A 21,838-nucleotide genomic window follows, 5' to 3' on the forward strand; every position below is an offset into this window, starting at 1 on the left:
ATACAAATTTTATATTTTTGAAAAAAGGCGAATTTAATATCTTTTTTAAAATAATATTAATATCCCTTAAAGAGAATAATATTATTGTTTTTATTTGAGGAGTAATGAATGTTTGAATATAGGATATGTTTTTTTCGTTTATTAGGATAATATTAACATTTTTTTCTTTGCCTTTTTTTCCCAAATATTCAAGGTCTTCGTTATTTAGAGAGTTATCTCTAAATAGTAATGTATTTTGCAAGTTTATTGATTTTTCGTTAAGCAGAAAATCAATGGATTTTTTTAGAGAAAATTTTATTTTTGATAGATAAAAAATTTTCTCTTTTAGAATTTCGTTATTTAGGATTTCGTTATTTGATTTGTGGGTTAATAGTATTTTTTTTGTTGTTTTAAGTTTGTCTTTTATAATTTCTAAATTTTTGTCATTTATAAATAGTATTTCGTTTTTTATGAATGGAGTTTTTTGAATTTCAAAAAAATATTCAGTTGCATCTGAAAAAATAATTGCATAATTAAATTGTTTTTCAATAATGGAAGATTCTTTGCATCCTTGTGTTGAAACTAGTAAAAGCGCTACTATGATAAGTTTTTTTGGGCCAGACATTTTATTTTCCAGCATACTTATTATTAATAGCTATATATGTTAAAACTAGACCAAGTATTATTAGTGCATAGATGCTCATATTGGTTAAAATTAATGTTTTTAAGGTTGCAATAAATAATCCTAAAAATAGAATGGGGAAAAGAATGATTTTGTATTCTTTTGTCGAGTATTTTTGGCATTTTTTAATTTTCTTTTCAAAGATTGTAGCTGAAAATATTAACTCTATTGCATTAAGTATTGGTAATTCTATATATTCATAGATTCCAAAAATTTTGCTATTTAGAATTATTATTTCTAAGTTTTTAGAAAATATTAGTCCAGATGTGAAATATATAAGAATTGTTAAATCTTTTTTAAATAAAGAATTTTCATTTAGAGTAAAAAAAAATATAAATATTAATAGTGGGAATATATAGTAGTATAAATGCTCTTTGATAAATATTGAAATTCCTAGGTTTATTCTTGATGTGTAATTTAATTCAAATGATCTACATAGAATAAATTCTTGGGTTAAATAAAGAAAAGAAAACATTGTTATTGCAAAAAATATTGCTAAAACATGAGCTTGTGTATTCTTTGTTTGACTTTGTTTTAACCGAATATCCATGTAAATTTTTAATATTAGTGGCAGACTTGTTAATAAAAATAAACTCATTGTAAGTACAATTCTACTTTTAAACGTTTTTTAAATCAATTGATTGACTGAAAACTTGTGTGATTTGAATATTTTTTTATCAACTTTATTAAGTTTATTACTTTTTGTAAACATTATTCTTAGAATTTACTTTTTAGTGAATGTATAATAAAATTAATTATTAATTGATTTAGGAGTATATATTTTTTAGATGATAAATAGAAATGCTAATAGAGATAGGGACAGGTCCAGATCAAATGACAAAGAATTGAAAATTAATTACAGAATTAAGGCTCGTGAGGTAAGAGTTGTTTTTGAAAATGGAACACAAGAGGTTTTGCCGATTGAAGATGCTATTAAAAAAGCAAAGGAAGCTGGACTTGATTTGGTTGAGGTTTCTCCCAATGTATCTCCTCCGGTTTGCAAGATTATTGATTATGGAAAATATAAATTCCATCAAGAAAAGCGTCAAAAAGAGCAAAAGAAAAATCAAAAAGTAATTAAGCTTAAGGAAGTCAGAATGCAACCCAAGATAGATGCCCATGACCTTGATTTTAAATCAAGAAATATTTTAGGTTTTCTCAAAGATGGTAATAAGGTTAAAGTTACAATAAGATTTAGAGGGCGTGAGCTTGCTCATACATATTTAGGATATGGTATCTTAAATAGCATTCTTGAAAAAGTGGGGGATGTGAATTATGTTTTGGAATCTGCAGCTAAAATGGAAGGCAAAACAATGTTTTTGATTGTAGCGCCTAAGTTTAAAAAATAAATATTAATTAAATTAAAGGGGATGAAATGGCAAATAAAATGAAAACACGCAAAAGTGCAAAAAAAAGGTATTCTTTTACTGTAAATGGCAAAGTTAAGCATAAAAAACAAAATTTAAGGCATATTTTGACAAAAAAATCTTCTAAGCGTAAGAGAAATTTAAGGAAATCGGGCAATCTTTCTTGTTTTGAAGTTAAAAGAATTAAAACTTTATTACCGTATGGTTAAAATAATTTTAGGAGATAGATATGGCTAGGGCTAAAAACGGTACAGTTCACGTTGCAAGGCGTAAGCGAATTTTAAAAAAAACAAAAGGGTTTTGGGGTACGAAAAAGAGCAATTATAAAAAAGCTAAGGATACCTTAAGAAAAGGCATGATGTATGCTACAAGAGATAGAAAGGTTAGAAAAAGAGATTTTAGACGTTTGTGGATTTCAAGAATTTCGGCTGCTTTAAGTGATACTGGAGTTAGTTATTCAAGATTTATTGAGGGTTTATTTAAATCTAATATAAAAATTAATAGAAAAATTTTGTCTAATTTGGCGATTGAAGATATTGAAGCTTTTAAAAAAATTGTTTTAGAAATAAGAAAATGAAAAATCGAAACTCCTGGGAGGTTTAATTTTAAGAATTAGAGTTATTTTTTTGCGACATCTCATAAAATTTAGGAATTTGAAGATTTTTAGTCAATGATGGCCAAAAGCAATTCAGAGGTTAAGAATAAAAATTCCGCCTTGAAAAATAGCGCTAAATAAAAATGTTCTTATGTTGGCTTTTTGGGAGTTTAATTTATTTTAAGGATTATTATTGTGCAGCTTATTTCTCTTAATAATATTGAAAAGCAAGAGAGTTTTATACACTATAGAAACGTATATTTTGCTGATGTTATTTACAAGTATAATGACATCTTAGAAATCAAAAAAGTCAAGTTTGTAATTGAAGCTACACCCTTAGGAGAAAAGCATGTCACTATCGATTTTATAGATCTTTTAAATTATCCTGTGTTAAAGTTAATGGTTGCAATTAAAAGGTGTGTAATTGATTTAGAATTTAAAGGTAAGCTTCCTTGATTTTAGAATTTAAATCAGAAAAAAAAATGATAAATTTTTCCAAATCTTTTTTTTATCCTTTGCCAATTGGCAAAATATTTGTTTTAAGTGGTGATATGGGATCTGGAAAAACTAGTTTTTTAAAGGGACTTTCCCTTAACCTTGGAATTTCTTATTTTACAAGTCCAACTTATAACATTGTTAATGTTTATGATTTTATAGATTTTAAATTTTATCACATTGATTTATATCGGGTATCTTCTTTAGAAGAATTTGAGCTTGTTGGGGGATTGGAAATACTTATGGATCTTGATTCAATTATTGCTATTGAATGGCCACAAATTGCTTTGAGCATTGTTCCAAAAGACAGATTATTTTCTTTAACTTTTAGAATATTCGGTTCAGGTAGGGTTGTAGAATTTAATGATTAATACACTTGCATTTGAATATTCATATAAAGCATTAATAGTTTATTGTAGAATTAATCATAAGAATTTTTCATTGGTTGAACTTAAATCAAATTTTAATTTTAGTGTTCCAAAAATTTTCAATGATTTTGTAATTAAAAATAATATAGATCTTAATCAAATTGAATTAATTATAAATTCTTGTGGCCCTGGCTCTTTTACTGGCCTTAGAATTAGTTTAAGTTTTGTCAAAGGCCTTGCTTTAGGTCTTTCTATTCCTTTTGTTAATATTTCTACATTAGATGTTTTTGCAAATTTAGTTAAAAACAACACCAGTTTAATTGTATTAATTTTTACTGCAGGTAAATATTTTCTTGGGCATTATAAAAATTGTGAATTGATAGGGAAGATTTTTTGTTTTTCTAAGGAAGATTTATTTGAACATTTAAATCAGATTGATGATCCAAATTCGGTGCTTATTGGGAACAATCTTGAGGATGTTTTTAAAGAATTCAATTATAAATTTAAAATAATTGAGAATTTGAGTTCGTTTGGAAAAACTTTGACAGAGCTCGGGATAGCTAAATACTTAAAAAATCGCAAAGGCGATGATATTTTATCGGGACCTCTTTACATAAGGCAAAGTGATGCAGAGGTTAATTTTCATTCTTGAAATAATGATTAAATAGGCTTTTAATTTTGCTTATATTGTGTTTGTCTTTTAGTAGTGATTTTTTATTTTCTTCTATAATAAATTCATAAATTTCAGATCTAAATATTTTGATGTTTTCAGGGGCTTTAATTGCTATTTTAACAGTATCTTTTTTTATTTCTAATATTAAAACCTCAATATCAGAATTTATTTTAATACTTTCATTTACTTTTCTTGACAATACTAGCATCTTTATTCCTTGAAAACTTTATGGTGTAGTGAATATTTTTCGTTTGTGCATATAGCCTGTTTTCCAAGTAATTTTTTTTTGTTTATTATGATTGGTGCCTTTAGGTTAGCTGTAATGTCTTTATAATCATTAACATGCATATTAATTATGCATAGTATAACTTTTTCATCTTCTGCTTTTGCTTTAATGTCTGACCAATCTTTTTCCTGGATATTTGGTAAGTATTCACTTAAAAAATTGAAAGGAGATGTTACCAAAAAACTTACGTCTTTATTGATAGATTGCATAATAGAAAAAGGTTTATATTTAGAGTCTTTTATTATAAATTTTTTAATGTTTTCAAATCCAAGTATTCCTTCGGGAAAATCAAATTCTATACTTTTTTCATCTATCATTCTATTTTATAAAATCTAATAGGGTTGTTTGCATTATTTTAGCAGAGATTCCTATAGATACTTGATAAGCTAAGCTTGCCATATTTAAATTAGTTATTGCTTTTGTTACATCAAGATCTGTATATTGAACCATATCTTCTTTCATATCTGCAGCTTCTTTGCTTATTCTTTCATAGCTTCTATCAAGTCTATTTTCTTTTGCTCCAAGATCTGCAACGGATATAAGCAATCTTTTTAAGCTCTCGTCAATTTCTGCCAGGCTTCTACTACCAACAAGTTCTTCTTTGTTATTGTAAAGTGTGTCTCTAAGCTCAATAAGCGCATCGAAAATAGACCTGCTTCTAACTTCTGTACTGCTAGAAAGATTGTAAGGAGGCAGCTTAGTATCATTGTTTTTCGTCAGTATTCCGAGTGTTTGTAAAACATTTGATTCTTTTTCTTCTGTTATCCAAATTTGGTGTGGAGTTGTAGTTTTAATAGACAATGAGTTTAAAACGGGATCAATGCTTGCTTCAACAGGCGCTGAGGATTCATTGATTTTTGCAACAATGTCAAGAGCAGTATCTCCTTCTGTTAGTCCTATCTCAATATTGTCAATATAAATTTTTGTATTTTCTTTTACCACAAATCCATTAGTGTTTATTGATGAGACAATATTTTGGTTTTGTAAGAAAAATATAACATTTCCAGGATAATTATTTGACATATGAATGTCATTGTATACTTCTGTTTTTTTTTCAGCTTGGTTGCCGTTGTATTCTACTTTGATTATTTGGGGACCTGCACCGTCTTTGCTTGTTTTGCTTATTTTATTCTCTCTAGTTACCTTAAACGCTTTGCTATCAATTTTAGTCCCCGAGAATATGCTATATCCATCAGGCCCTTTAGCGTTTGCTATTGCAACAACATCTTCAAGCAAAGCATTTACTTCTTTTGATATCATTTTTTTGTCATCTGCTTCATAAGTTCCGCTTGCTCCCTGAATTGCAATTTCTTTAGCTCGTGTTAAAATATTTGTAAGAGATTGTAAATATCCTTCCGTATACCTCAGGTTGCTTTTAGAAGTAGCAATATTTTTTATGTATACATTAAGCTTAAATATGTCGTTATCTAGCCTTATTGCATGAGTAACGCCCGTTGGATCGTTTCTTAGTTTTACAATCCTTTTACCGCCTTTGTATAAGTTTTCTAAAAGTTTTGTAATTTTAGACTCTTGTTCTGCTAAAGAGGTTTTGAAATTTTCATATGTTAATGGATGACTTGCTCTATTTATCATACTTATACTCCCATTTTATTTATTACTGTGTCTATTAGTTCAACAGAAACAGTGATAAATTTACTTGCTGCAATAAATGCTTGTTGAAATTCGATCATGTTTGCAAGTTCTTCATCTTTGTTTACTCCAGAAATAGACATTCTTAGATCTGTTAAATCTTTTAATATTTGAGATTGGCTTTCTTTTGTGATTTCTGAAATTTGTCCTTTTATTGCTATATTTGATGCTGTATTTGCAAAGTAGTCATTTAGTGTTAAATTCTTGCCAATCATAATCTGAGAATTTCCAAAAGAGGAGATTCTCAGTGCTGCTTGGTTATCTCCAATGGACATTCCATTTGTTAGATTTTTAATTCCCGATGCTATTTTTGAAGGATCTGAGTCTATTATGTCTGTAACTTTTATCCATGCTGCAGGATTTTTTAGAGGCGAGATTGAATAGGTTGATTTAGGCGTCAATTTGTCTGTTGTGTCAATATTTTTATAATCATAAGCTCCCTCAGGTCCAGATGCATTTAATGTTCCTGTATATTTTGTTAGAAATGATCCAGAATCTTCTATATGTTTGATTTTAAATGTTATGTTCTCATCTTCTTGTTCTTTAACCGCTTTGATTTCAAGCTTGCCTTCTGAGTTAATTTTTGCTGTAACTTGTGCGTTGGAATTGTTTATTCTATTTATTACGTCTTGAACTGTATCTGGAGCGTTGTAAGGTATTTCTACAATTTCATTGCTATTTATAGCTTCAAATTTAAGAGTTCCGTAAAATCCCAATTTTTCTTCTGGAAATATTTCGTTTGTGCTTTTAATTTTGAAAATATGAACGGAATCAAACTGACCATTTCCGTTAGCATCATATCTACCCTGATCATCAGTTAGTTTTAGCTCTTGAGAAAAAAAGCTTCTTCCATTTTTTTTGTCCAGTCCATGTCCTGCTTCATGTATTTCGTTAACAATTTCTGTAATGTTGACAGCTATATTATTTAGTTCATTGATTTCATTTTTAATCTCTTCATCTCTTATGTTAAGTAAAGATCCTAGCTTGCCCGTTTTAAGGTAAGCTTTGTCATTATTTGCCCATAAAATGTTCCATCTAGTTCTGGTAGGCCCGTTTGTAGCTTCTAGTTTAAATTCATTTGCAATTGAACCTTGTACTAGGTGCCTTCCTTCTGAGTGGATTAAAAATTCATTTGGATCTTGTTTATTTTCAATTGATACGCTTATTATATTGCCCAATTTTTCAACCATTAAGTCTCTTGCATCCATTAAGTCATTTGGATTGTCTTTCATTGCTTGAGATTTTGAAATTTGTTTATTAAGATTTGCAATGTTTCTAATGTAATTGTTTGCTTCATCTGTTGTAATTTTTATTTCATCGTTTGCCATTATGTAAATTCTTTCAAGTGAATGGAATCTATTTCTTATTCCTTCACAAAAAGATTTGCCCCTTTCTAGAATTATTTTTCTTTCTGCTAAACCTTGTGGTTGATTTGCCAGATCGTGCCAACTTTCCCAAAAATCATTTAATCTTTTTCTTATTGATTGATCCTCAGGTTCGTTATAAACATCTTCTAATATTGATATGAACTTGTCTTGTGAAGTCCAATATCCTAGTCGGTGTGATTCTTCAATGATTCTTGTGTTAAGTAGTTCATCTTTGACTCTATCTATAGATTTAACTACGATTCCCTGGCCCAATTGCCCTTGTTTTTTGGCTCTGTTTAGTTGTGGAGCATAAAGAGGAATTTCGCTTTTCATTGTTACTCTTTGTCTTGAATATCCGGGCTTTGTAGCGTTGGATAAATTGTGTCCAACTGTATTCATAGCATCTTTATGTGCAAATAAACTTCTTTTTCCAATTTCTATTCCTGAAAATGTTGAATCCACTCTAAACTCCTTTAAAGTTTTTTATTTATTAAAATGGAAGCTTTATTTGAGCATCCAATTTTTGGCCCATAAGGGTTTTTGTAAGTTACATTTTCTACGCTTTCTTGGATATCTTGGAATATTATTGACAACATGTCAAGGGACGTGTTTACATAGTTTTGTATTATGTAGTTTAAATTTTTGATATTAAGTATTCCAATTTTCAATTTGTGTAGATAGTCGTATATTTCTTGTTTGTAAATTGTGGTCAATTTTTCTACAGCTTCATAAGTTGACTTAAAGTTTTCATTTTTGGTGAATTTTTTCCAAATTTCGTCTCTTTTACTTTCAATTTCTTTAAAACTTTCAAGTAATATTTTTGTGTTGCTTGCAATCTCTTTAAGTCCTGTTTCATTTTTATTGTCGATATTTTCTTTTATTTTTATGTATGACTTATATATTTCTTCTACCAAAAGAAATTCTTTTTTTAAGACTTCTCTTAGTTCCATTTCAAGCTTTGTTTTCATTTTTATAAAATTAATTATAAACTATTATAAACATATTTACAAATCAATTTTGTCTTTTTTATTGTGTTATAATACATTAAAGTATGAGTAAGTTTTTTGAGAGAGATGATGATATTGTAGCTCTTGCAACTCCTTTTTTAAGTAGCGCTTTATGTGTGATTCGTAGCAGCGGTGCTTCTTCTATATCTAAATTTTCTAAAATATTTTCAAATCATTCAGCTCTCAATTCAGCGTCTGGCAATACGATTCATTATGGTTATATATTAGACAATGAGAATGATTGCAAGGTTGATGAAGTTGTTGTTTGTTTATATCGAGCACCAAAGAGTTTTACAGGGCAAGATGCTATTGAAGTCATGGCGCACGGTTCTGTGGTTGGGATTAAAAAGATTATAGATTTGTTTTTAAAAAGTGGATTTAGGATGGCTAAACCTGGTGAATTTACTTTGCGCGCATTTCTTGCTAAGAAAATTGATCTTACAAAGGCAGAGGCAATTCATGAGATTGTTTTTGCCAAAACTAATAAAACTTATTCTCTTGCAGTTAATAAACTTTCTGGAGCTTTATTTATTAAAATAGATACAATAAAAAAAAATATTTTAAATTTTCTATCTGCTGTTAGTGTTTATCTTGATTATGAGGTTGATGATCATGAAATTAGCATTCCTTTTGACTTAATTTTATGTAGCAAAGCTGAACTTAAAAAATTAATTAATTCCTATAAGATTTATGAAAAAATTGATAATGGTGTTACTTTGGTTTTAGCGGGTTCTGTTAATGCTGGAAAGTCTTCGTTATTTAATTTGTTTCTCAAAAAAGATAGATCAATTGTCTCTTCATACCCAGGCACTACAAGAGATTATATTGAAGCAAGTTTTGAGCTTGACGGTATTTTATTTAATCTTTTTGATACAGCAGGACTCAGAGATGCTGACAATTTTGTTGAGAGATTGGGAATTGAAAAAAGTAATTCTTTAATAAAAGAAGCATCTTTAGTAATTTATGTGATTGATGTTAGTTCAAATTTAACAAGGGATGATTTCTTATTTATTGATTCAAATAAGTCTAATAGTAAAATATTGTTCGTTTTAAATAAGATAGATTTAAAGATAAATAAGTCCACCGAAGAATTTGTTCGCTCAAAGGTTTTAAATTCTTCAAATTTAATAATGATTAGTACTAAAAATTTAGAAGGAATAGATATTCTTTATGACAAAATAAAGGCTTTAATCTCTTATGAGAAAGTCGAAATTGGACTTGATGATATTATTATATCATCAAGTCGTCAGATGCAACTTTTAGAGAAAGCCTATGCTTTGATTTTAGATTTACTTAGAAAAATTGATCGTCAAGTAAGTTATGATATGTTAGCATTTGATGCTTATGAGATTATCAACTGCTTGGGAGAAATAACAGGAGAAGTTAGTAGTGAAGATGTTCTTGACAACATGTTTAAGAATTTTTGTTTGGGGAAATAAATATGGATTTTGAGGCAATTGTTATTGGAGGAGGACATGCGGGGATTGAAGCTGCTCTTGCTCTTTCAAGGTTGAATTTTAAAACTTTAATGATTACTCAAAATTTAGATACAATAGGCAAGCTTTCTTGTAATCCTGCTATTGGTGGGCTTGCTAAGGGCAATATGGTTAGAGAAATTGATGCTCTTGGTGGTGAAATGGGCCGTATTATTGACTTTAGCATGATTCAGTTTAGAGTTTTAAACAAAAGTCGTGGTCCTGCAGTTCAAGCTCCACGTGCTCAAGCTGATAAATTAATGTACCAAACCAAGGCCAAAGAAACTTTAGAGCGTCAAGACAATCTTGATCTTTTTCAAGATACAGTTGTTGATTTTCTTCTTAATTCTATGAGAAATGAAATTGAAGGTGTTGTTACAGAGAGAGGTAATAAGTTTAGGTCAAGCGTTGTGGTGCTTACAACAGGGACGTTTCTTAGAGGTAAAATATTTATTGGTGAGTATAGGGCCGATATGGGTAGACTTGCTGAATTTTCTGCTTATGGGCTTGATAAAACTTTACTTGGTCTTGGATTTGAAATGGGTAGGCTTAAAACTGGTACTCCAGCAAGAATTCATAAAAAAAGTGTGGATTTTTCAAAGACGGAGGTTCAATTTGGAGATTCAGACATTATTCCTTTCTCTTTTTCAAATGGCAAGTTAGACAAATCTCAACTTTCATGTTATGTAACCTATACTAATAAAAAAACTCACGAAATAATTAGCGAAAATATGCATCTGTCACCTCTTTATTCTGGTGAGATTGTGGGCAATGGTCCAAGATATTGCCCTTCTATTGAGGATAAAATAGTGAAATTTAAAGATAAAGATAGGCATCAAATTTTTATTGAGCCTGAAGGGTTTAATACCGAGGAAATGTATCTTAATGGTCTTAGCTCTTCTTTGCCTGAAAATATTCAGCAAAAATTGATTAACAGTATTGAAGGCCTTGAGCATGCTGTTATTACAAGGCCTGGTTATGCTGTTGAGTATGATTATATAAATCCAATTGAACTTTACCCAAATCTTGAGAGTAAAAGAGTCAAAGGACTTTTTATAGCAGGCCAGACCAATGGCTCTTCAGGATATGAAGAAGCAGCAGCGCAAGGTTTAATGGCTGGAATTAATGCTGCTCTTAGGCTTCAAAATAAAAAGCCAATGATTTTAACAAGAACTAGCTCTTATATTGGAGTTCTTATTGACGATCTTGTTACCAAGGGCACTAAAGAACCTTATAGAATGTTTACCTCTAGAGCTGAGCACAGACTTAATTTAAGGCATGATACTAGTGACAAGCGTTTGATTAAGATTGGGTATGATCTTGGACTTGTTGATGAGGAGAGGTATTCAAGATATCTTTTTAAAGAGAGGAGAGTTGAAGAGATAAAGGAGCTTTTAAAGCAAAGACGCCTTAGCTTAAAAGATGTTGTTGATGAACAATTAAAAAAACATGTTAGTAAAGATTTTTACCATATTTTAAAAGATCCTTCTATTAGTTTGGATAATCTTATAAAGATTGATCCAAGTTTAAATGATTCAAAAGTAATTTTAGAGCAAGTTGAATTAGATGTTAAATATGAAGGTTATATTAATAGACAAAAAGATTTGATTAAAAGGCTTGATAATCTAGAGCTTGTCAAGCTACCATTTGATTTTAATTATGAGATTATTGAAGGCCTTTCAAGAGAAGCTAGAGAGAAATTTTCCAAGGTCCAACCAGCTAATCTTGCTCAAGCAAGTCGAATTCCTGGAATAAGAAGTACAGATATTACTGTTTTGTTAATATATTTTTCAAATCCTAAAAATAAGGTAGTTATAAATTTTTCTTTATGATAAGTGATATTGAATTTGCTTTCTCAGAATATAATTTTCAGTTTGCTTACAAAGATCTTCAGAAAATAAATTTATATATAAAAAGAATTTTACTTTTAAATACTAGATTTAATCTAATTTCAAATAGTAATAGCAATTTTAGTTCTATTCTTAATCTACACGTTATAGATTCTCTTTTAGGATTGTCTACTATTAAAGAGATTAATCCTTCTGAAGTTCTTGACGTTGGAAGTGGTGCTGGATTTCCAGGCATTATTTTGGCTATTTTTGATACTTCTAGAAAGTATTATCTTTTAGAGAGAAGTAAAAAAAAATCTACTTTTTTAAAAATGATAAAATTAGAACTTGATTTAGAAAATGTAAAAATTTTAGAATATGAGATTGAAAGAGAAAAAAGGAAGTATGAATTCATTACAATTCGAGCTTTTAGAAGTATGAATGAATACGCATTAATTTTAAAAAATCTTTTAAAGAGCGGGGGATTGATTATGGCATATAAGGGTAAATTTGATAGAATTAATCTTGAAGTTAATCAAATTAAAAATTTATTTAGTAAAATAGAAGTAAAGTCTTTAAATTTGAAATTGAGAGTAGATAGAAATTTGGTTTTGTTTTACAGATAATATTATTATCTTTTAAGTCCAATTTATCTTTTAGAGTGATTTTGACTAGGAGTATTATGAAGAATAGTTTTCAGATAGATTCAGAAGTAGAGAATGCGTTACATTTGATAAATAAATTTAGAAGAGAGGTTGCAAGCAGAGTTCTAGGTCAAAAAGAAATGATAGATGCTATTTTAATGGGGCTTTTAACAGATGGGCATGTTTTGCTTGAAGGGGTTCCGGGCCTTGCCAAGACCCTTGCAATTCAAACTGTATCTGATGTTCTTGATCTTGAATTTAAGCGTATACAGTTTACCCCAGATCTTTTGCCATCTGACCTTACTGGTAATATGGTTTATAAAAGTGCTACAGGCACTTTTAAGGTTAGAAAAGGGCCAGTATTCTCAAATGTTATTTTAGCAGATGAAATAAACAGGGCCCCTGCAAAAGTTCAGTCTGCTCTTCTTGAAGCTATGGGAGAAAGACAAGTAACTCTTGGGGACGAAACTCATAGACTTCCGGATCCGTTTTTTGTTCTTGCTACTCAAAATCCAATAGAGCAAGAGGGGACTTATAATTTGCCAGAATCCCAACTTGATAGATTTTTATTAAAAGTTAATGTTCATTATCCATCAGTGCAAGATGAAGTACGGCTTTTGAAAATATTTTCAGTAGATGGACGTCTTGAGAATATTAAAGTTGCAAAGGTGATGAATGCTTATTCTTTGGCTGACATTAAGAGAACAGTTAGCAGAGTAAAAGTTGATGATAAAATAATGCTTTACATTGTTACTTTAATCTCAGCATCTCGTGAGAGAGATAAGAAAACTTATCCGTTTGCTAAATATATTGAATTTGGAGCATCTCCTAGGGCTTCTCTTAGTTTATTAAAGTGTGCGCGCGTTAATGCTCTTTATGAGGGGCGAATATTTGTTTTACCAGAAGATGTCAAAGCCGTTGCTTACGGGGTATTAAGGCACAGAATTACACCATCTTATGAGGCAGAGGTAGAGGAAATGAGTATTGATGATATTATTAGAATGCTTCTTTTCGCTGTGGCGCTTCCTTAGGAAATAATTTTGAGATGATACAAGATAATGAGATAAGTAGTAGTACTAAAACTAGGATAAAAACTTTAAAGTTTTTTTCAAGGAAAATGCTTTCAGAGCTTAATTTTGGTGGTTATCGTTCAATTTTTAAAGGCCTTGGCCTTGAATTTCATGAATTTAGACCTTATGAGGATTCTGATGATGCTAGATTTATTGATTGGAATGTAAGTTCAAAAGCCGATAGCATTTTTTCAAAGGTTTTCAAAGAAGATAGGGGAATGAATCTTCACCTTCTTGTTGATAATTCACTTTCCATGAGCTTGGGAGACAAGGTAAATAAAAAGGATGTTCAGGATTTGTTGGTTTCTATTTTTGCACATATGGCATTTTTTAATAATGATAAAATAGGTGTTACTTTTTTTTCAAGTGGTACAGATAAGTTTATACCCTCTAGCAAAGGTCATTCACACTTGGGATTGATATTAAGTGAAACAATCAATAGAAATCTTAAGCCGGGTAGCAGCTTGGCTTATATTTTTAAAAATACGGCAGAATATTATAAAAAAAGATCTTTAGTTATAATTATTTCTGATTTTAAAGCTAATACTTATTTTAAATCTTTAAATGTTTTGAGCAAGAGGCACAATGTTATTGCTATAAGAATTTCAGATTTTTTTGATGAAAATTTTCCTAAAATTGGGACTTTGATTTGTGAAGATATTGAAACTGGAGAAAATTTTTTAGTTTCAGGGTTTAGCAAGTCAACATTAAGTGGTTATAAAAACTATTGGACGCTTGATAAAATAAAATGGAAAAAAGAATGTATTAAAAAAAATATTAGTTTTATTGAGATTGATACTAAAGAAGATGTTTTTAAAAAACTCAAAATTCTTCTTAAAAAGGGACAATAGATTTTGAAGAGAGCTATTTCAAATCTTTTTCTTTTGTTAACATTATCTTTGCATTCTTATGAAATAAAAAATGAAATATTTATGCCTACTCGTTATTATGTAGGTGATTCTGTTGATTTTAAAGTTTCATTAATTTTAAATGATGGTGAAGAGTTTTTCCCTGTAGATTTTAAAGATATTAATATTAAAGATGAATTTGTTGAAGTAAATTCAATTAGTTTTAATGACACAACAAATGAAATAATAGTTAATTTTGTTTCTTTTTATATTGGAAGCAGCTCTCTTCCTTCTATTTATATTGGGGATGTAATTAGCAATGGTAAGAAAAACAAGGTTATTCTAAAGAATATAAAAATCAATACAGATAAACTAGTATCTAATAATTCTGATTTTAAAATTAAAAATATAGAAGGCGTTTTATTTATTCCTGGAACAAGCACCTATTTGTTTTTATTCATTTTTGTTTTGTTTTTGATTCCTTATTTGATTATTAAGCTTCTAAAGTTTTTAAATCGGCTTTTGATTTGCTTGATAGTTAAGCACGGACTTAGAAAGCCTTACAAGGTATTGCAGAGGCAGTTTGTTATTTTGTCTAAATATGTTAAAGAGGGTGTGGATCAAAGTGCATTTTATAATTTAATAAATTCTTCTTTAAGGGTTTATTTATCTAAAAAAACAGGTTTTGATTTTAATGCGATTACTACAACAGAAATTTCTATAATTTTGCAAGATCTTAAGGTTCCTTATGAGATTCGTTCAACTTTTATTAATACGTTAAGACTTTCTGATTTTAGTAAATTTAGTGGTGTTGATTTAGTACTTGATAGCTTGTTGTTTGTTTTAGAGGATTTAAGAGCTGCAGCATCAAATTTTGAAGAATTTAATAGAGGCGCTAATGTTAACATTTAATGAGCCTTTATATTTATTTTTATTGGTAATTTTTCCTTTAATAATTTACTTTAATCATTTTTTTAGAAATAGAGGAGGCAAGATAAAGTTTCCAATATCGCTTTATGGTAATTTCAACTCTTTGAAACTTAAGAATTATAGATTAAATTTGATATATTTTTTTACTTATTCTTTTTTATATTTAGCTGCAATGGTTATGGTGTTTGCTTTAGCAGGCCCTTCAGTTTCAAAAAAGAAGATGATACATCTTAGTGCTGGTGCTGACATTGTCATTGTTCTTGACATATCGCCTAGCATGGGAGCTGTTGAGTTTTCTTCTAAGAATAGACTTGAGTTTTCAAAAGAACTGATTAGAAGTTTTATTTCTCAACGTGAAAATGATAACATTGGTTTAGTAGCTTTTGCAAAAGATGCTTCAATAGTAGTGCCTATAACAACAGATAGGGAATTTTTTAATAAAAAGTTAGATGATATTTATATTATGGATCTTGGCAATGGCTCTGCTTTAGGACTAGGTATTTCTATTGCACTGTCTCATTTAAAGCATTCTGAGGCTCTTAAAAGATCAATAGTGGTTTTAACAGACGGAGTTGTTAATTCAGATGAGATTTATAAGGATCAAGTGATTAATCTTGCTCAAGGTTTAAATGTTAAGATTTATTCTATTGGTATTGGAAGTTCTGAGGAATTTAGCGTTGAGTTTAAATTAAGATCTGGAAAATTTTATCAAGGAAGTCTTAAAGAGGTTTATGATCCTAGTATGCTTGTTGAGATTTCAAATAAAACAGGGGGACTTTTTTATTCGGTTAATGATGATTTTTCTTTTCAATTTGCAATTCAAGATTTTTCAAAAAAGGAAAATTTGGAGAGAAAAATTAAAATAGCTGTGGACAATAAAGATATTTATAAAGAATTTTTAGTTTTAGCGCTTTGCTTATTGCTTATTTATTTTATTTTTTCAAGAATTTTCTTAAAAGAGGTGCTATGAGTATAAATAATTATAGTGCTTTATACTTTTTTTTAATTTTATTATTTATTTTTTTTGTATGCGTGCTTGATTTTAGACGAAATATTCCGTTTTTTAAAACCTTAAGTTTTATGTATGGGGACAATTCCTATATTCAAAATTACTACATTAAAAAAATTCTTATGTCAATGTTTTTTATTTTTAGCTTTATTTTTTTGATTTTATCCATTTTAGATATTTCTTGGGGGCAAAGAGCTGTTGAGGATGAGAGAAGTAAATTGAGAATTTCTTTTATTTTTGATATTTCTCGTAGCATGTTAAGTGTGGATGAAGGTAAAATTATTAATAGGCTTGAGATTGCTAAAAATATGATTAGTTTAATTTTAAGTAATTTTGAGAATGCAGAATATTCCCTTACTATTTTTAAAGGTAAGTCTATATTGGTTTTACCTTTTTCTAAGGATAAAAACAGTTTAAACAAGATGTTAAATTATATAGAGCCTGATTTAATAAGTTCCCCTGGGAGTTTTTTAGGAGATGCTGTTTTTAGCGTAATCTCTAATGTGCAGGATGACTCTTATTATAATTTTTTAGTTATTTTAACAGATGGCGATGATTGGGGGGAAAATAATTATTATAGGTTTTCTAAATTTGTAAATAATTTAAAATTGGAAAGTTTTGTGGTTGGGATTGGCGGGAGTAATCCCGTTTTATTTAATAAAAATTTAAGCATTAAAGATAAAAATGGAAATCTTATTAAAACTGTTGTAAATGAAGAAAATTTACTTCTTCTTGCTTCTTCTCTTAAGGGATCATATTATAATCTATATTCAAAAGGGATTAACTTTGTTGTGAATGATATAAGAAATGGTATAATAAGAAGAACGTCAAACGATATTATACTTGTTGATGTATTAAGATATAAAATTTTTTTGGTTATTTCATTGTTGTTTATTTTTATGTATTTATTTATCAGGATGATAAAGTGGGACGAAACTTTTTAGCGGTTTTATATTCTTGCTTTTTGTGTTTAGGTTTTTTGTCTTGTTCAAATGTTAAGTCCATGTCTTTAATGGCTATTGGCAATTATGAATATGTTAGGGGAAATTATCAAAATGCAATTTCAAATTATTATAATCTTGTAAAGGATAAAAAATATTCTGCTTGGGGATATTACAATCTTGGTGTTGTATATTATTCTTTAGGTGAATATGAAAGTTCTCTTAGAATATTCTCTTACGTAAAGAAGACTAATGATATTTTTTTAAATTTTAATGTCAATTATAACGAAGGAGTAATATACTATAATCAAGGACTGTATCATAAGGCCGAGATGGCTTTTAAGGAAGCTTTAAAGATTAATCCTGGCAGTTATAATGCTAAATATAATCTTGAACTTGCAATAATAAAAAAACGAACGATGCGTGATAGTTTGAATTCTTTAAGTGTAGAAAAAAGTAAAAATTTTGTTGAAAGTAATGAAAATTTTTTAAGGTATATTGAAAATCTTGAGAGGGTTGTATGGTTGAGAAAAATAGACAAGAATCTAGCTGTTCCAAAAGAAGATTGGTAATATTTTTTATTTATTTTTTTTCAATTGCAAGACTTTATTCGCTTACAGGTATTGATTTTGTTAAAAATATTAAAGTTTTAAAGGGCGATAAATTTATTCAGGTTGTAAGGCTTAACAATCCTTTGCAAGATATTGACATAAGTTTGCTAAAAGTTGAAATAAGCAAAGAAGTTCAATCCAATTCCAATGTTTTATCAATATCTAGGATAACGGATAATAACTTATCTTTTATTGAGATCAAGGTTGAGTATCTTTTTGAGAGTTTGGGATTTATTAAGATTCCTCCATTAAAAGTAATTTATAAGGATGATTTTTATCTATCTTCAGAAGTTGAAGTTGGTGTGCTAAGAGCGGATGAAATAAATTCTTTTGGTTTGCCGGTTGATTTATATTGGGATCTTGATAAAAAAGAAGTTTATGAATATCAAAGTATTGGGCTTGTTTTGCGCTCAAATTGGCTTTCAGATAGTAATTCTAATGAAATATCTGGATTTTTGCCTGCTATTAAGGATGCAATGGTTGAAAAGATGCCTATATTTGGGGATATTAAATATAGAACTTTTCATAATAAAGAAATTTTAGATATACCTTTTTATAACTTTGTGCTAACTCCTCTTAAAGACTCAAAAAATGTTTTGATTCCCAGTTTTTCTTTTAATATTGGTTTTGGTCTTGTTAGGAATACCCCCGAGCTTTTATTAAAAGTCAAACCGATTCCTGGAGAGGTTAAATCTTTAGCAGTAGGAACTTTTAGAATTGATTATGAGACTCCAACTTATTCGACAATTGAGCAAGATATATTTACTATTTTAATAAAAATTACAGGTCAAGGGAATTTTCCACATTTTTACTTTCCAGAAATTGAAACCTATAATTCTAAAATTCTTAATAAAAAGAAAAATTATAGCTTTAAACCTTCTAAAAATGGATACAAGGGCAGTATTTCTCAAATTTATACAGTTAAGCCCGACACCAAAGGTAGTGTATTTTTAAATATTGGTGATTTTAATTATTTAAATCCTGATAATGATGCGGTTTATACTCTTAAAGGGAAAAAATTGAAGTATGAGTATTCAGGAGAATTTAACAATATAAATAAAATACAAAATAATGTAGATTCTGATTTTAAACTATTATCTTACTCCGATATTTTGAATTATAAAAATAAAACTTTTTTATTTTTTGTTTCATACTATTATTTACTTTTGATTCCAGGATTTTTATTATCCTTAGTTATTTTAATTAACTATAAAAAATTTTTTGCAGCATCAAGTTTTGGACTGGTTATTTTAATATTGGCTGTTGGCATTAGTTTAAATGCTGTAAATGATGGTTTATTGTCAGAGAAAAATATAAATGATTTGATTGAAAACTATAATACCAAAAATTATGATGCTGCGCTTATCAAGATTGATAATATTCTTAAAAAATATCCAAATTATTCAGGACTTTGGTTAAATAGAGCTCTTGTTTTAAGTAAAATGGATAGGGATTTTGATGCTATTTATTCTGCTTATAAGGCATTTTTGGCTTCTCCAAATAATGAGACCACTTATAAGGTTATTGATTTGATTGAATCTAAAAATGGAATTACAGATAATGTTCGTAACAATAGTTTCATTTTTTCCAACATTTTTTTTATTATTAGCTTATTTTTGATTAATTTTTTAGTTGTATCTATTTCTTATAGATTTTTGGCAAAAAATTTGAAAAAAATAATTATATTTTTACTTTTTTCTGCTACTTGTTTTACTATATTTGAAACATATTACTTTTATTATGAGCAACAATCTGAAGTAGGAATAATTAAGGGTGATTTGGTTTCTCTTTATAAAGTTCCTGACAATTTTTCAAGGAGTTGGAGATTTTTAAAAGGAAATGCAAGTGTTTATATTCTTGACAGCAAAGACGATTTTGTTCTTATTGAAACAAGTTATGGACTTCAGGGCTGGATTAACAAGAATTTTATTGTCTCCTTAAAAGATGATTTGATCTAAAAAATAAATATTTATAACACTTGAAAATTTTTTAAAAAGGTTTAGTTTTATTTTTCCCTGTATACTATTCTGCCTTTTGTAAGATCATAAGGAGATAACTCAACTTTTACTTTATCACCAGGAACTATTTTTATGAAATGTTTTCTCATCTTGCCAGATAAATGGGCAAGTACAATGTGCTTGTTTTTAAGCTCTACTCTAAACATGGTATTTGGAAGGGATTCTTTTACAACTCCTTCAGCTTCAATAGCTTCTTCTTTAATATTCAAGACAACCTCCACAATTTTCTCTAATAGGATAAATTTTACATGATTAAACATATCATTTCAATTATTATTTTTAATAATAAAAGCATTATTTTTTGTTTACATTATAAGAAATTGTGTATATAATTACACGAAGTTTTTTAAAAATGTAATTTATAGGGAGGTATCATGCAAAAAGCTGTTTCTGAGCATGAGTTTATTGAGGAGATCAAAAAATTTCTTTCAGCTGAAAAAAGAGAAATATTAGATTCTATTAAGTCTGTAGAAAATAGCAAAAAGGAAATAATTAATAATGATATGTATCCAAAGGATGTTGTCGATATTGCTTTTGATAATATGGATGGAAATAATCTTGAAGCGCTAGGTTTTGTTGAAAAGAGAAAGTTGAATTTAATAAATCAAGCTCTTTATAGAATTTCTCAAAATTCTTACGGTAAGTGTTTGGCTTGTGAAAAGGAGATTGCTAGGGAGAGACTTTTAGCTATTCCTTATGCTTTTTTATGTATTAGTTGTCAGACAAAAAAAGAAAAAAAGAACAAAAGATGATATATCTTAAGTTAGTTATTTAATATTGTAATTTCTACTCGCCTATTTTTAGCCTTTAATGGGGAAGATTTAGGATATTTTGGTTTTTGAGATCCCCATCCTTTAAATAGTATTTGGTCTTTGTCTTTTACTTTCATTTTTATTAAATAATTCCCAATTGCACGGGCTCTTTTTTCAGAGAGTTCGTGCATTTCTTCTTCCAATCCAAATTGTTCAGTATGCCCTTCTATTAGTATGTTATTTTTTTTAAATTTTTCAAGAAGTTTAGCTATAAGGTCAATTTTTTTATATTCTTTTTGTAGTATTTGAAATGAGTTAGGATAAAATTCAATGTCAAAACTTAAATTAATGCCTTTATTGTTTTTTTCAACGTCAATAGCTTTTATTTTATTTTCTCGGATGTAATTTTCAACTTCAGTTTCAATAAGATTATCATTTGGAAGCTCAATTGAAACTATTCTGCCGAGAGAGTTGCCAACCATTTTAAAATGTTGGTTGTTGTTCTGATTTATTTCAAATATATATTTATCGCTGTATTTATATGTATTGCCAATTTCATTATCAAAATAAATTTTTTGGTCTACTTTTTGATAGAAAGAGATGTTTTTTACATTGTATTGTGATTCGTAATTCGAAAGAATTATGTGGTAGTGTTTGCCATTGTATTCTTCTTTGCCTTTATATTCATAGTTAACACTAAATTTTACAACGAAATCTTTTATATTTTTGTCTATTTTTGACGCCTCTATATATTCTTCTGCAGGATATGTCCATTTTTCATTTATTTCGATTGGTGTTTTTGGAAATCTTGGAATGCCCCTAACAGAGGGTCTTTTTTGATTTGCTCCTATTATATATTCTCCTTGCTTATTTACGCTGAAGGTTTCTTCAAACTCTTCATTTAATAGGTAAGGTTCATTAATATTTTCTCTTTTTAAGATTCTAAAAAAAGCTTTAATGCTTGCAAAGTTTTCTTTTGTGTCTTTCATTTCACTTGAAATTTGAATATTAGTAGTAGAGCTTGAGTTATAATTCCCGTTGTAATATATTTTTTGATTATCTATACCTTCTAATCTAAACTTTGAACCTTTAATGTATTTAAATTCAAAGATCTCAGAAGAAAAAGCTAAGCTTTGAACTAAAAATAATAGTAACAATAGCATAGTAGCTTTAGTATTCATTAATAGATTTTATCATAAAAGTATTTAATTTTTAAATTTTTTTTAAAATTGCCATTTAATA

Annotated in this window: 26 protein-coding genes; 17 read left to right on the forward strand and 9 right to left on the reverse strand. The window is 28.6% G+C overall.

Annotation, left to right across the window (positions count from 1 at the left end):
* On the reverse strand, positions 1-604 hold a 604-nt coding region (locus tag LRB30_RS00770), incomplete at its 3' end, for a hypothetical protein (RefSeq protein WP_231018620.1).
* Between the two features lies 1 nt (position 605).
* Positions 606-1,259, reverse strand: coding sequence for a hypothetical protein (locus LRB30_RS00775; RefSeq protein ID WP_231014478.1), 654 nt, complete (start codon positions 1,257-1,259; stop codon positions 606-608).
* 190 nt (positions 1,260-1,449) lie between these two features.
* Here LRB30_RS00775 and infC point away from each other — a divergent pair, with 190 nt between their 5' ends.
* The 6 genes from infC to tsaB all read left to right on the forward strand — a co-directional run bounded on the left by infC (position 1,450) and on the right by tsaB (position 4,138).
* Positions 1,450-2,010, forward strand: coding sequence for a translation initiation factor IF-3 (gene infC, locus LRB30_RS00780; protein ID WP_231014479.1), 561 nt, complete (start codon positions 1,450-1,452; stop codon positions 2,008-2,010).
* Positions 2,011-2,036: 26 nt separating this feature from the next.
* Positions 2,037-2,237 carry a 50S ribosomal protein L35 gene (gene rpmI / locus LRB30_RS00785; protein ID WP_008882757.1) on the forward strand — a complete coding sequence of 67 codons (201 nt, stop codon included), beginning with the start codon at positions 2,037-2,039 and terminating at the stop codon, positions 2,235-2,237.
* A 20-nt stretch (positions 2,238-2,257) separates the two neighbouring features.
* Positions 2,258-2,605, forward strand: a complete 348-nt coding sequence (rplT, locus tag LRB30_RS00790; protein ID WP_231014480.1) for a 50S ribosomal protein L20 — start codon at positions 2,258-2,260, stop codon at positions 2,603-2,605.
* A gap of 213 nt (positions 2,606-2,818) precedes the next feature.
* Positions 2,819-3,079, forward strand: a complete 261-nt coding sequence (locus tag LRB30_RS00795; RefSeq protein WP_231014481.1) for a hypothetical protein — start codon at positions 2,819-2,821, stop codon at positions 3,077-3,079.
* On the forward strand, positions 3,076-3,489 hold the full coding sequence (tsaE, locus tag LRB30_RS00800; protein ID WP_231018623.1) for a tRNA (adenosine(37)-N6)-threonylcarbamoyltransferase complex ATPase subunit type 1 TsaE: 414 nt from the start codon (positions 3,076-3,078) through the stop codon (positions 3,487-3,489). The genes LRB30_RS00795 and tsaE overlap by 4 nt, the downstream gene beginning before the upstream one ends.
* Complete coding sequence (gene tsaB, locus LRB30_RS00805; protein WP_231018625.1) at positions 3,482-4,138, forward strand: tRNA (adenosine(37)-N6)-threonylcarbamoyltransferase complex dimerization subunit type 1 TsaB; 657 nt, start codon at positions 3,482-3,484, stop codon at positions 4,136-4,138. The genes tsaE and tsaB overlap by 8 nt, the downstream gene beginning before the upstream one ends.
* Here tsaB and csrA read toward each other — a convergent pair.
* The 5 genes from csrA to LRB30_RS00830 are packed head-to-tail and all read right to left on the reverse strand — an operon-like array spanning position 4,122 to position 8,430.
* Entirely contained in the window at positions 4,122-4,367 is a 246-nt protein-coding gene (gene csrA / locus LRB30_RS00810; protein WP_014023437.1) for a carbon storage regulator CsrA, read from the reverse strand. The genes tsaB and csrA overlap by 17 nt on opposite strands.
* A 2-nt stretch (positions 4,368-4,369) precedes the next feature.
* Positions 4,370-4,762, reverse strand: a complete 393-nt coding sequence (fliW, locus tag LRB30_RS00815; protein WP_184107679.1) for a flagellar assembly protein FliW — start codon at positions 4,760-4,762, stop codon at positions 4,370-4,372.
* 1 nt (position 4,763) lies between these two features.
* Positions 4,764-6,038, reverse strand: a complete 1,275-nt coding sequence (locus tag LRB30_RS00820; protein ID WP_231014429.1) for a flagellar hook-associated protein 3 — start codon at positions 6,036-6,038, stop codon at positions 4,764-4,766.
* A gap of 2 nt (positions 6,039-6,040) precedes the next feature.
* Positions 6,041-7,924, reverse strand: a complete 1,884-nt coding sequence (gene flgK / locus LRB30_RS00825; RefSeq protein ID WP_231014431.1) for a flagellar hook-associated protein FlgK — start codon at positions 7,922-7,924, stop codon at positions 6,041-6,043.
* Between the two features lie 11 nt (positions 7,925-7,935).
* Positions 7,936-8,430, reverse strand: coding sequence for a flagellar protein FlbF (locus LRB30_RS00830; RefSeq protein ID WP_231014433.1), 495 nt, complete (start codon positions 8,428-8,430; stop codon positions 7,936-7,938).
* Between the two features lie 83 nt (positions 8,431-8,513).
* Here LRB30_RS00830 and mnmE point away from each other — a divergent pair, with 83 nt between their 5' ends.
* From mnmE to LRB30_RS00880, 10 genes are read left to right on the forward strand one after another with little or no spacing between them, the layout of a single operon-like run.
* A complete protein-coding gene (gene mnmE / locus LRB30_RS00835) occupies positions 8,514-9,908 on the forward strand; it encodes a tRNA uridine-5-carboxymethylaminomethyl(34) synthesis GTPase MnmE (protein WP_231018626.1) in 1,395 nt (464 codons plus the stop codon).
* A gap of 2 nt (positions 9,909-9,910) precedes the next feature.
* Positions 9,911-11,776 carry a tRNA uridine-5-carboxymethylaminomethyl(34) synthesis enzyme MnmG gene (mnmG, locus tag LRB30_RS00840; RefSeq protein ID WP_231014435.1) on the forward strand — a complete coding sequence of 622 codons (1,866 nt, stop codon included), beginning with the start codon at positions 9,911-9,913 and terminating at the stop codon, positions 11,774-11,776.
* A complete protein-coding gene (rsmG, locus tag LRB30_RS00845) occupies positions 11,773-12,399 on the forward strand; it encodes a 16S rRNA (guanine(527)-N(7))-methyltransferase RsmG (protein WP_231018627.1) in 627 nt (208 codons plus the stop codon). Before mnmG ends, rsmG begins: the two co-directional genes overlap by 4 nt.
* Before the next feature lie 56 nt (positions 12,400-12,455).
* Positions 12,456-13,448 (forward strand): AAA family ATPase, encoded by a 993-nt coding sequence (locus tag LRB30_RS00850; protein ID WP_231014437.1) that lies wholly within the window; start codon positions 12,456-12,458, stop codon positions 13,446-13,448.
* 14 nt (positions 13,449-13,462) lie between these two features.
* Entirely contained in the window at positions 13,463-14,338 is an 876-nt protein-coding gene (locus LRB30_RS00855) for a DUF58 domain-containing protein (RefSeq protein WP_231018628.1), read from the forward strand.
* Between the two features lie 3 nt (positions 14,339-14,341).
* Positions 14,342-15,247, forward strand: coding sequence for a hypothetical protein (locus tag LRB30_RS00860; RefSeq protein ID WP_231014189.1), 906 nt, complete (start codon positions 14,342-14,344; stop codon positions 15,245-15,247).
* The gene (locus LRB30_RS00865; protein WP_231014195.1) at positions 15,234-16,235 is read left to right on the forward strand and encodes a vWA domain-containing protein; all 1,002 of its coding nucleotides are present in this window, start codon (positions 15,234-15,236) and stop codon (positions 16,233-16,235) included. Before LRB30_RS00860 ends, LRB30_RS00865 begins: the two co-directional genes overlap by 14 nt.
* Entirely contained in the window at positions 16,232-17,218 is a 987-nt protein-coding gene (locus LRB30_RS00870) for a vWA domain-containing protein (RefSeq protein ID WP_231014188.1), read from the forward strand. The genes LRB30_RS00865 and LRB30_RS00870 overlap by 4 nt, the downstream gene beginning before the upstream one ends.
* Complete coding sequence (locus LRB30_RS00875) at positions 17,200-17,787, forward strand: tetratricopeptide repeat protein (protein ID WP_231014187.1); 588 nt, start codon at positions 17,200-17,202, stop codon at positions 17,785-17,787. The genes LRB30_RS00870 and LRB30_RS00875 overlap by 19 nt, the downstream gene beginning before the upstream one ends.
* Positions 17,781-19,784 (forward strand): SH3 domain-containing protein, encoded by a 2,004-nt coding sequence (locus tag LRB30_RS00880; protein WP_231018665.1) that lies wholly within the window; start codon positions 17,781-17,783, stop codon positions 19,782-19,784. Before LRB30_RS00875 ends, LRB30_RS00880 begins: the two co-directional genes overlap by 7 nt.
* Before the next feature lie 47 nt (positions 19,785-19,831).
* Here the strand turns inward: LRB30_RS00880 and infA are convergent, their stop codons facing one another.
* A complete protein-coding gene (infA, locus tag LRB30_RS00885) occupies positions 19,832-20,053 on the reverse strand; it encodes a translation initiation factor IF-1 (RefSeq protein ID WP_231014186.1) in 222 nt (73 codons plus the stop codon).
* 165 nt (positions 20,054-20,218) lie between these two features.
* On the opposite strand from infA, the gene LRB30_RS00890 reads away from it, so the two are divergent.
* Positions 20,219-20,596 carry a TraR/DksA family transcriptional regulator gene (locus LRB30_RS00890; RefSeq protein ID WP_008882447.1) on the forward strand — a complete coding sequence of 126 codons (378 nt, stop codon included), beginning with the start codon at positions 20,219-20,221 and terminating at the stop codon, positions 20,594-20,596.
* A gap of 11 nt (positions 20,597-20,607) precedes the next feature.
* On the opposite strand, the gene LRB30_RS00895 is transcribed toward LRB30_RS00890, so the two are convergent.
* On the reverse strand, positions 20,608-21,777 hold the full coding sequence (locus LRB30_RS00895; RefSeq protein ID WP_231014185.1) for an OmpA family protein: 1,170 nt from the start codon (positions 21,775-21,777) through the stop codon (positions 20,608-20,610).
* Between the last annotated feature and the right edge of the window lie 61 nt (positions 21,778-21,838).

The organism is Borreliella americana (assembly GCF_021043605.1).
Taxonomy (GTDB): Bacteria; Spirochaetota; Spirochaetia; order Borreliales; family Borreliaceae; genus Borreliella; species Borreliella americana.